The sequence below is a fragment of the Deltaproteobacteria bacterium genome, from assembly GCA_016219225.1.
GTDB lineage: Bacteria > Desulfobacterota > RBG-13-43-22 > RBG-13-43-22 > RBG-13-43-22 > RBG-13-43-22.
Map to the genome: position 1 here is coordinate 21,513 of JACRBX010000054.1, position 8,813 is coordinate 30,325.

General features: G+C 51.8%; 6 protein-coding genes. 5 read left to right on the forward strand and 1 reads right to left on the reverse strand.

The window, feature by feature from the left end; all coding sequences use genetic code 11:
- Positions 1-197: 197 nt before the first annotated feature.
- Positions 198-2,618, reverse strand: coding sequence for an endopeptidase La (lon, locus tag HY879_04680; GenBank protein MBI5602631.1), 2,421 nt, complete (start codon positions 2,616-2,618; stop codon positions 198-200).
- Between the two features lie 249 nt (positions 2,619-2,867).
- Between lon and pyrR the strand changes: the two genes are divergently transcribed.
- From pyrR to HY879_04705, 5 genes are all read left to right on the forward strand, one after another.
- Positions 2,868-3,419, forward strand: coding sequence for a bifunctional pyr operon transcriptional regulator/uracil phosphoribosyltransferase PyrR (gene pyrR / locus HY879_04685; protein MBI5602632.1), 552 nt, complete (start codon positions 2,868-2,870; stop codon positions 3,417-3,419).
- A 49-nt stretch (positions 3,420-3,468) separates the two neighbouring features.
- A complete protein-coding gene (locus HY879_04690) occupies positions 3,469-6,498 on the forward strand; it encodes a CoB--CoM heterodisulfide reductase iron-sulfur subunit A family protein (protein ID MBI5602633.1) in 3,030 nt (1,009 codons plus the stop codon).
- A 111-nt stretch (positions 6,499-6,609) separates the two neighbouring features.
- Positions 6,610-7,044, forward strand: a complete 435-nt coding sequence (locus HY879_04695) for a hydrogenase iron-sulfur subunit (protein ID MBI5602634.1) — start codon at positions 6,610-6,612, stop codon at positions 7,042-7,044.
- On the forward strand, positions 7,045-7,995 hold the full coding sequence (locus tag HY879_04700; protein MBI5602635.1) for a 4Fe-4S dicluster domain-containing protein: 951 nt from the start codon (positions 7,045-7,047) through the stop codon (positions 7,993-7,995). It abuts the gene before it with no gap.
- Between the two features lie 112 nt (positions 7,996-8,107).
- On the forward strand, positions 8,108-8,813 hold a 706-nt coding region (locus tag HY879_04705), incomplete at its 3' end, for a 4Fe-4S ferredoxin (GenBank protein ID MBI5602636.1).

An 8,813-nucleotide genomic window follows, 5' to 3' on the forward strand; every position in this document is an offset into this window, starting at 1 on the left:
TAAAAAAGCTAAGTTATTTGGAAGTCCGGGAGACCCAATTTCGTCATTCCGAATTCCGTCCCTGACAGGACTACATCCCGGGGGTGGAAACGGGAATCCAGTGTTTATAATTGGTTAGGCCTGGCCTGGATTCCCGCCTGCGCGGGAATGACGAGTTTTTGCGAGTCCATCAAGGTCGATCGGGTCGGCAAGGATTATTAAGTTGACTTCCGTTTCAAGAGCAATTTTTTGATTCCGGTTTTTGGGGTCATCAGGGCCAGGTCAATAACCTCATCAATATTCTTGACCAAAACGACCTGGATTCGACGGCGGACCGTAAGAGGGATCTCCATCAAATCCCTTTTGTTCTGTTCCGGGATGATCAGGGTTTTTATCTTGGCCCGGATGGCTGCCAGGGTTTTTTCCTTAAGGCCTCCTATGGGCAGGATTTTGCCCCGCAGGGTGATTTCACCGGTCATGGCAATATCCTTGTTGACGGGGATTTTGGTCAGGGCCGAGATCAGGGAAGTAACCAGGGTAATCCCGGCCGAAGGGCCGTCCTTGGGGATGGCGCCGGCCGGGATATGGATGTGAATATCGAAATTTTCATAAAAATTATCTTTAAGATGGAGTCGTTCGGAGCGGGAACGGGCATAGCTTAAAGCCGCCTGGGCCGATTCTTTCATTACCTCACCGAGCTGACCGGTTAAGGTAAAATTACCCTTCCCTTTCATGATCATGGTCTCAATATAAAGGACTTCTCCTCCGCTTTGGGTCCAGGCCAGCCCGGTGGCCACCCCCACTTCATGGAGGTTCCGGAGTTCATCAGGTAGAAAGGGCGGTGGCCCGAGGAATCGGTGCAGGTTTCCCTTGAAAACAGTGAAAGGACCCTTTTCCCCTTCGGCTATCCGTCTGGCGATCTTGCGACAGATGGTAGCCAATTCTTTTTCTAAATTTCGAAGACCGGCTTCTTCGGTGTATTCGTTGATCACCGTTAAGATGGTACCCCGGCTTATTCTCAATTGACCTGGCTTCAGTCCGTTTTCCTTGATTTGTCTCGGAAGAAGATAGGCCTCGGCAATTTTTAGTTTTTCCTCATCGGTATAACCGGATAATTCTATGATTTCCATCCGGTCCCTGAGGGCTGAGGGGATGGGATCAACGGAGTTGGCCGTGGTGATAAACATGACCGAAGACAGGTCGAAAGGGAGATTAAGATAATGATCGCTGAAGGAAAAATTTTGCTCCGGGTCCAAAACTTCCAATAAGGCGGCGGCCGGATTTCCGCGAAAATCGGAACCGATCTTGTCCACTTCATCCATCATAAAAACCGGGTTGTTGGTCCCCACCTGCTTGAGTCCTTGCAGGATCCTGCCCGGTAGGGCTCCGATATAGGTCCGGCGGTGCCCGCGAATCTCGGCTTCATCGCGAACCCCACCCAGGGAGATGCGAATAAATTTTCGGTCCATAGCCCGGGCAATGGATCTTCCCAGGGAGGTTTTTCCAACCCCCGGGGGCCCGACGAAGCACAGAATAGGCCCTTTCATCTGGGGGTTCAATTTCCGGACACTTAGAAATTCTAAAATCCGCTCTTTAACCTTGGTTAAATCATAGTGATCCTCATCCAGGATCCTTTGGGCCTCCTGGACCTTGAGCTTATCCCGGGTCTTTTTGTCCCAGGGCAGGGAAACGATCCAGTCCAGATAGGTCCTGATGATGGAAGTCTCGGCTGAATCGGGATGCATCTGTTCCAAGCGCGAAACCTGTTTTAAAGCTTCTTCCCTGGCCTCTTTGGGCATTTGCATCTGGTCTAATTTGGTCTTATATTCCGTTAATTCTGCGGTTTTTTCTTCATATTCTCCGAGTTCCCGACGGATGGCCCGAAGCTGTTCCCGAAGGTAGTATTCCCTTTGGCCTTTACCCATTTCTTCTTTGGCCTCGGATTGGATGCGGGCCTGAACCGTAGAAACCTCTAATTCCTTGGTTAAATGTTCGTTGATCCGTTGCAGGCGGATCAAGGGATCGGACTGCTCCAGGATTTCCTGGGAGGCCTCTATTTTCAACCTCAGATTGGAAGCGACCAGGTCAGCTAACTGCCCCGGCTCTTCAATACTGTTTAAGATGGCGATGACGTCTGCTGACAGCATACCTTTTAAGGAAAGTATCTTTTCACTCTGTTCCCGAACGTTGCGCATCAAGGCTTCCATCTCCACCTGATTGTTTTGCTGGATCTGATCGGTGAGGTTTTCAAGACGGACCCGGATAAAGGGTTGATGCTCCAGGTATTCAAGGACCCTGGCCCTGGAAACACCCTGAACCAGGATTTTTATACTCCCATCCATCAGTTTCAGGGTCCGCAAAATTATGGCCACCGTACCAGTGGAAAAAAGGTCTTCGGGTTTTGGATCCTCGGTTAGAGAATCTTTCTGGGCGGTTAGAAAGACCAAACGGTCCTGGGCTACGGCCTTTTCCACGGCCAGGATGGAGCCGGCTCGGCCTACCAGCAAAGGCAAGATCATGTTGGTAAAAACCACGACATCCCTGACGGGAATAAGGGGAAGGGCCGGGGGGAGGACAAGGTCCTTAAAAGGTTCCCCGATAATCTTTTCCGTTTCAAAATCAATATCTTGATAAGCCATATTTCAGTTCGTAGATACCGTTCAGCGTTCGGCGTTCAGCGTTCGGCGAAAAAGTCCTGCAGGGTAATTTTCAGGCTTCGTCGATGCCCGCTTGGAGCGGGAATGGGGGTTTAACACCTTAAAGATCCAAGTTTAAGGTCTTATTCCCAGAACGTCAAGGAATTTAAAATGAAGCGGCTATATTTTACTTGACCTTAAGAAAAAGCTTGTGATAAAAATAACACCTTAAATTATGAAATGGTGACCAGGATGAAAGGGAGCAAAAAAAGGATCGCGCTGAATGCCGAAGAGATCCATGAGGCCCTGGATCGAATGGTAGCCCAAATGGTAATCGATTATCCGGACACGGAACGCCTGGTCTTGATCGGGGTCCGTACCGGAGGGGCCTTTCTGGCCAATCGCATCCAAGAACTGATAAAGGCTCAAAAAGGGTTAACCGTTCCGACCGGGGCGCTGGATATTACCTTATACCGGGATGACTGGACCCGGATCAATCACAAACCCCTCGTCGGGAAGACGGAGGTGCCGGTTTGCCTGGACAATAAGATCATAATCCTGGTGGACGATGTCCTTTATACGGGCCGCACGGTTCGAGTCGCCCTGGATGCCTTGATCGATTTTGGAAGACCCCGCCGTATTTCCCTGGCGGTTTTGGTGGATCGCGGGGGCCGGGAATTGCCCATTAGTGCGGATTATTCCGCCATCCGGCTGGATACCCAACAGGAAGAACGGGTCAATGTCTATTTTAAAGAACTGGGAGATATGGACCAGGTGATTATCGAAGGTGGACTTCGGGAGTGAAGGTAAAAAATTTATTTAACAGGAGTTTTTAATGACTTCAGAAAAAAGGATGCAAAAAAAGGAAAAAATCGGGGCGGTTATGGTAATCGGCGGCGGTATTGCCGGGATGCAATCCGCTCTTGATTTGGCCAATTCCGGTTATTACGTCTATCTGGTGGAAAAATCCCCTTCCATTGGCGGCGGGATGGCCCAATTGGATAAGACCTTTCCGACCAATGATTGTGCCATGTGAATTATCTCGCCCAAATTGGTCGAGGTCGGCCGACATATCAATATAGAATTACTTACCTTATCTGAGGTAACCGCTATTTCCGGAGAAGAGGGGAATTTTGAGGTTCAGGTCCTCCAGAAACCCCGTTATGTCATTATGGATAAGTGTATCGCCTGCGGGTTATGCGCTGAAAAATGTCCTAAGAAGATTAAAGATGACTATAACGAAGGGATGGGGATCCGCAAAGCCATTTATGTCAAGTACGCCCAGGCCGTGCCCTTGAAATATGCCATTGATTCCGATAATTGCCTTTATTTTCAGAAGGGTAAATGCAAGCTTTGTGAAAAATTCTGTGCCAGTAAGGCCATCAATTTTCAGGACCAGCCTAAAGACTTAACCCTTCAGGTAGGTTCCATTATTTTCGCCGCCGGGTTTCAGTGTTATGATCCCATCCAGTATGACGCCTATGCCTATGCCAAATTGCCCAACGTGGTTACGGCCATGGAGTTTGAACGGCTCCTTTCGGCCTCCGGTCCTTTCATGGGGCACCTGGTTCGTCCTTCAGACCAGAAGGAACCCCAGAAAATCGCCTGGCTTCAATGTGTGGGTTCAAGGGACATCAATCACTGTGATCACGGCTATTGTTCGGCGGTCTGCTGCATGTACGCCATCAAGGAATCCATCATTGCCAAAGAACACAGCAAGGGCGGTCTGGAGGGGACCGTCTTTTACATGGACATCCGCTCCTATGGCAAGGATTTTGAACGCTATTACAATAAGGCCAAGGATGAAGGAATTCGCTTTGTCCGTTCCCGGATTCATACCATAGATCCGATCGCCGAAAGCGACGACCTGCGGATAACCTATGTCACCGAAAAGGGAGAAGTGCTCAGTGAAGATTTTGATATGGTCGTTCTGTCTGTCGGTTTAGAGGTATCTCAAGAGACCGTGGAACAGAGCAATAAACTGGGAGTGGCCCTGGACCATTATCATTTTATTCAAAGCAGCAGCTTTGCCCCGGTGGCGACTTCGGTGCCCGGTATTTACGGATGCGGGGTTGTTTCCGGTCCGAAAGATATTCCGCAGTCGGTCATGGAGGCCAGTGCCGCGGCCTGTGCCGCCAGCCGCAACCTGGTAACGGTCCGAAACACCCAGGTCAGGGAAAAAACCATCCCCAAAGCCCGTGTCGTAGCCGGGGAGCGGCCGCGCCTCGGGGTCTTTGTTTGCGACTGCGGCATCAATATCGCCGGGGTGGTCCGGGTACCTGAAGTGGTGGCCTATGCCAAGACCCTGCCCTTTGTGGAATATGTGGAGGAAAACCTGTTTACCTGTTCCCAGGACACCCAGGACAAGATGCGGGAGGTTATCCGGGAACACCGCTTAAACCGTATTGTCGTGGCGGCCTGTACGCCCAGGACTCATGAGCCCTTATTCCAGGAAACCCTGATTGAGGGCGGTTTGAACAAGTATTTGTTTGAAATGGCCAATATCCGCAACCAGGATTCCTGGGTCCATGCCGCTGATCCGGAGGCGGCGACCGTCAAAGCCAAAGATCTGGTCCGCATGGCCATCTCAAAGGCCGTCCTCCTGGAGCCCTTGCAGGAGATCGAGGTGGAAGTGGCCCAATCCGGCCTGGTGGTAGGGGGCGGGTTGGCGGGAATGACCGCGGCCCTGGAACTGGCCGATCAGGGATATCAGGTGTACCTGGCGGAAAAATCTCCCCGGTTGGGGGGCCAGGCCTTGAAATTGAATACCACCTGGAGGGGTGAGGATATCCAGGCCTATGTCCGGGACCTGGTGCGATCGGTCGAGGAACACCCCCGTATCAAAACCTATTTGGGTCATCAGATTACCACGGGAGAAGGGTTTGTGGGACAGTTCAAGACCCGTCTGGCCCGGTTGGAGGATCCTTCTTCCATTACCGAGTTGGATCATGGTATTGTCATCCTGGCTACAGGGGCCGATGAATTAAAACCCGAGGAATACCTATACGGGAAAGACTCCAGGGTATTGACCCACCTGGATCTGGATCAAAAAATGGCCCAAAAGGATCCCCTGGTCGAAAAGGCCGGGTCCGTGGTCTTTATCCAGTGTGTCGGTTCCCGCGAACCCTCCAGACCCTATTGCAGCAAAGTCTGCTGCACCCATTCAGTCCATTCGGCCCTTCAACTGAAGGAAGAGAATCCTGATCGGGATGTCTATATCATTTATCGGGACCTGAGGACCTTTGGAGAACGGGAAGATCTTTATAAGCAGGCCCGTCAGGCCGGTATCCTTTTTATCCGCTATGCCCTGGAACAAAAGCCGGTAGTGGAGGCCGGCGAAAACGGGCTGATGGTTACGGTGAAGGATCATATCCTGGATCAGGACATCCGGATCCAGGCCGACCTGGTGACCCTGGCCGGAGCCATTGTCTCGCCCAGGGATCATGAACTGGCCCAGTTGTTCAAGGTCCCTTTGAATGAAGACGGGTTTTTTGTCGAGGCCCATGCCAAATTGAGGCCGGTGGATTTCGCCACCGACGGGGTCTTTTTATGCGGGCTGGCCCATTATCCCAAACCCATCGAGGAATCCATTGCCCAGGCCCAGGCGGCCGTGGCCAGGGCGGTCACTTTGTTGGCCGGATTGAAAATCCAGGTGAGCGGCACGGTGGCCCAAACCAGTGCCGGGTTGTGCAGTCAGTGCGGTATCTGTGTGGCCATTTGCCCCTATTCGGCTCCCGGTTGGAATGAAAAGACGGCCAAGGCCGAGATCAATCCGGCCCTCTGCAAGGGATGCGGTCTTTGCGTGGCCTCCTGCCGGTCCGGGGCGATCAACCTGAAAGGATTTGATCAGGCCCAAATCTTTGCCATGATCGAAGCAGCATAAAAAATAGGCACCAGGTCTAAGGCACAAGGTTCAAGGTAAAAAAAATTCTTAACTCCGTCACCTTGCGCCTTGTGCCCTGCGCCCTGAACCTTTTATTTTTAAGGAAAGCATATGAACGAACCATTTGAACCTAAAATCATTAGTTTTTTATGTAACTGGTGCAGTTACGGAGGGGCGGATCTGGCCGGGGTAAGCCGCCTGCAGTATCCCCCCAATATCCGAGTCGTCCGCATTCCCTGTACCGGAAGGCTGGATCCTAAATTCATCCTGGCCTCCTTTCGCCGCGGGGCCGACGGGGTCTGGGTTTCAGGCTGCCACCCCGGAGACTGCCATTATATCGCCGGAAACTACTATGCCCGCCGAAAATTCGCCTTGCTGAAAGGGCTTTTGGAGCACATGGGCATTGAACCGGGGCGTCTTCATTTTTCCTGGGTGTCCTCGGCCGAAGCCACCAAGTTTCAACAAGTGGTCACCGAAGTGACCGGGGCGGTCAAGGCCCTGGGGCCGGCCCAACATTTTATCAAGAAAATGCCAGAGGTGGCTTAGATGGTGGAATACACGAGAAAGATACAAGACATTGCCAAACGGCTTTTAAGCGAAAAAAAAGTCGATGCTGTCATCGGCTACCGTCAGGGTTCTGTCCCCATGATGAACGAGCCCATATTGGTCCGGGAGGCCGATAAGATCGATCAGCTTTATTGGGATTCCTTCTGCGGGGTCAATCTGGCCAACTATTTGCCTAAACGGAAGGAACGGTTGGCCATCGTGGCCAAGGGGTGTGATTCCCGGAATATCGTGGTCCATTTACAAGAGGGACAAATCAAAAGAGATCAGATCCATATTATCGGTGTTCCTTGCCGGGGCATGGTCGACCGGCGAAAAGTCCGGGCCAAACTGGAAGGCCAAGAGCCCCTCCGAGTGGTCGAAACAGGGGATCAGATCGTTGTTGAAGGCAAGGATTTTAAGGAAACCTTTAAAAAGGCCGATCTCCTGCAGGACAATTGCGCCATCTGTATCCACCGCAATCCGGTCCTCTATGATGAGTTAGTCGGGGAGTTGGTGACTGAGCAGAGCGGCGTGGACCGCTATGAAGACGTTCGGGCTGTAGAGGACATGGATCCGGAGGCCCGCTGGAAATATTTTGAAGAGTTGGTCCGGCCCTGTATCCGTTGTTATGCCTGTCGAAATGCCTGCCCCTTGTGCTATTGTCCGACCTGTTTTGTCGATGAATCGAAACCCCAATGGATGGGCAAGAGCCTGGATCCGACGGATGTGCGGACCTTTCATTTTATGCGGGCTTTCCATTGTGCCGGCCGATGCACCGACTGCGGGGCTTGTGAGCGGGCCTGTCCGGTGGGGATCAAAGTCCGGCAGTTTACCAAAAAATTAGAGAAAGACATCCTGGAGCTCTATCATTTTGAAGCCGGGATTATCCCGGAAGGAAGACCTCCCCTGGATGTCTACCGGCCCGATGACCCGGAAAAATTTATTAAATAATTTCTGCAAAGGAAATCGTTTATTGGGATGATTAGGAATGGTTAGGTAACTATCCGAAACCCCATTCCGCAATCCGCAATCCGAAATCCGAAATTAAAAGTAAGGATCTATTATGATCGAAAAGATTATCTCCAAAACCGAATTTAATGAATGGTTGAAGGACCTCAGAAAGTCCTTTGACCTCTATGGACCCGTGGCTCAAGAGGATCAATGCAACTTCGCTCCTCTGTTGGAGGGAGCCGAACCGGACCTTAGTTTTCAGAACACCCGGCTTTCGCCTAAGGTCCTGGTTCAACCCCAATCGGAACGGATGTTCGAATTCACCCTGAATCCTGAGGATCCGGAAGCCCATATCCTGAAAGAGCGTCCTTCGCCGGAGCGGTCCCGTCTTTTGATCGGGATTCGTCCTTGCGATGCCCGGGCTTTTGATCTGGTGCAGATTAATTTTGTCACCCCGGATTATCAGGACCCCTGGTGGAAACAGGGCCGGGAGCGATTGATGCTTATGGGGCTGGGGTGCTCCAACCCCTGTTCGACCTGCTTTTGTACCTCCGTGGGGGGGGGTCCTTTTGACCAGGCGGGTCTGGATGTCCTGCTGACGGATCTGGGGGAAAGCTATCTTCTTCAGGCCTGTAATGAAAAGGGGGAGGAGTTGTTAAAGGCCTCTCCGGGAAAAGCCGTTTCCGAGGAAGACCGGAAGCAGGCGACCCGGATCAAAGAACAGGCCGAGGGGGCCATGCCGGCGCCGGTCCCGACCGAAGGGTTGAAGGATAAACCGCTTTTGGCATTATTTAATGCCCCCTTTTGGGATGAGGTCC